Source organism: Lacticaseibacillus jixiensis (genome assembly GCF_042847315.1).
Classification (GTDB): Bacteria; Bacillota; Bacilli; order Lactobacillales; family Lactobacillaceae; genus Lacticaseibacillus; species Lacticaseibacillus jixiensis.
On sequence record NZ_BAAFPR010000085.1, the window covers coordinates 1 to 1,385 of the forward strand.

1 protein-coding gene and 2 pseudogenes are annotated in these 1,385 nt (G+C 45.6%); 1 reads left to right on the plus strand and 2 read right to left on the minus strand.

Annotation, left to right across the window (positions count from 1 at the left end):
- A pseudogene (locus tag ACGG90_RS15560) lies at positions 1-302 on the plus strand (IS110 family transposase); the annotation flags it as partial.
- Between the two features lie 330 nt (positions 303-632).
- On the opposite strand, the pseudogene ACGG90_RS15565 reads toward ACGG90_RS15560, so the two are convergent.
- Positions 633-929: pseudogene (locus ACGG90_RS15565) on the minus strand (IS3 family transposase); the annotation flags it as partial.
- Positions 926-1,186, minus strand: a complete 261-nt coding sequence (locus tag ACGG90_RS15570) for a transposase (RefSeq protein WP_179394255.1) — start codon at positions 1,184-1,186, stop codon at positions 926-928. The gene ACGG90_RS15570 and the pseudogene ACGG90_RS15565, both read right to left, overlap by 4 nt.
- Positions 1,187-1,385 lie beyond the last annotated feature (199 nt).

The following is a 1,385-nucleotide window of genomic DNA, read 5'->3' on the forward strand; positions in this document are numbered from 1 at the left end:
TGCGGCATTATGAGTCTGGCAATTTCATTGCGGCCGACCAGATCAGTAAACGTGGCAATCATATTGCCAGAGCAGTTCTGTATCGAGCAATCAACAACATCGCCAGTGCCGCCAAGACAAAACCCAATCATATCAACGACTTCTATCAGAGACGAAAAAAGCAACTCCCCGTGGTCAACGGAAAACCCGTTGGCTCAAAGAAAGTTGCGATCGCCGCGATGAGTCGCCTACTACGAACGATTTATCATCTCGTGACAACGAGTCAGTTGTATTCATACGACGTCAAGCGCCAACCAATCTGACTACGTGAACAGTGTAAACCCTTAGGTGAAAAATGAAAATACCAGGGGCTTATTTGATGTACCCAGAAACTCCAAAACTAGCAATCCAGATTGACTCTTACTCTAATTTCAGAAGATGTGGTTCACCAATACCTAAAAGAAAACGTGATTAAATCAGTATTAGTGCTTGACTAATGGTAGAAAATAAGTCCAACCATCTTTCGCCGTTTGAACGTAAGTAATATCACCGGCCCATTTCTGATTGATAGCTGTTGTACTAAAGTCTTGTGCCAATAGGTTGTTCCGCTCAGCTACTGGATTTGCTGCTGGTGCTGCGCGATATTTTCGGCGAGTGATCGAACGCAATCCTTCTTCACGCATGAGCTTTTGGATCAATTTTTGACCAACGTGGTCCTCCCGTTGTTGGTTGATCATAAAGGTGAGCTTGGGTGCGCCGTATCGGCCTTTTGCGGCTTTATAGGCGACGTGTAGTTGTGCTCGTATTTCTTCCCGACGCTTCTCGGTTGGCGTTTCTTCGTGATTGCAGTAGCGATAATAAGAACCTCGTGGTACGGATAAAGCATCGGTGGCTGTGACGATCGGGAAGTCGTGAGTTTCAATAAAGGCATACAAATCGCGGTTCGTCACTTGCTTTGTTTCGCGAAGATGCCCAAGGCTTTTTTTAGGATCTCATTCTCCTGCTTCATTTGAAGGTATTCGGCTCGCATCTTCGCATATTCTGCACTTGAAGGATCCTTGGTCGATGCTTGTTTATGCTCAGTGAACCATTTGCCCAAAGTTGCGATGGGAACGTCGTAGTCTTTACTTAATTCGCCTGGTCCTTTGCCGGCAGCGTGTAGTTCGATGAGCATGTCTTTGAAATCTTGGTTGTACTTCTTAGCCATAACAGATCCTCCAGTAATCATACTTTGATGTCATTATACTAGATTCACTGTCTCACTTTTGAGGGTAACACCACGCCGCCTATCGAGGTGCGATGAATCTTAATGAGTGCTGTAGCGCTGTGATGCTGATACTCTTGCATGCCGTCACGATGTATCTGTAATCCACAACAGGGAGGCTACCGAATAGTAACAGCAGTGA

Coding starts and splice junctions, on each gene's coding strand:
- ACGG90_RS15570 (WP_179394255.1), bottom strand. CDS start 1,186: ATGGCTAAGAAGTACAACCAAGATTTCAAAGACATGCTCATCGAACTA.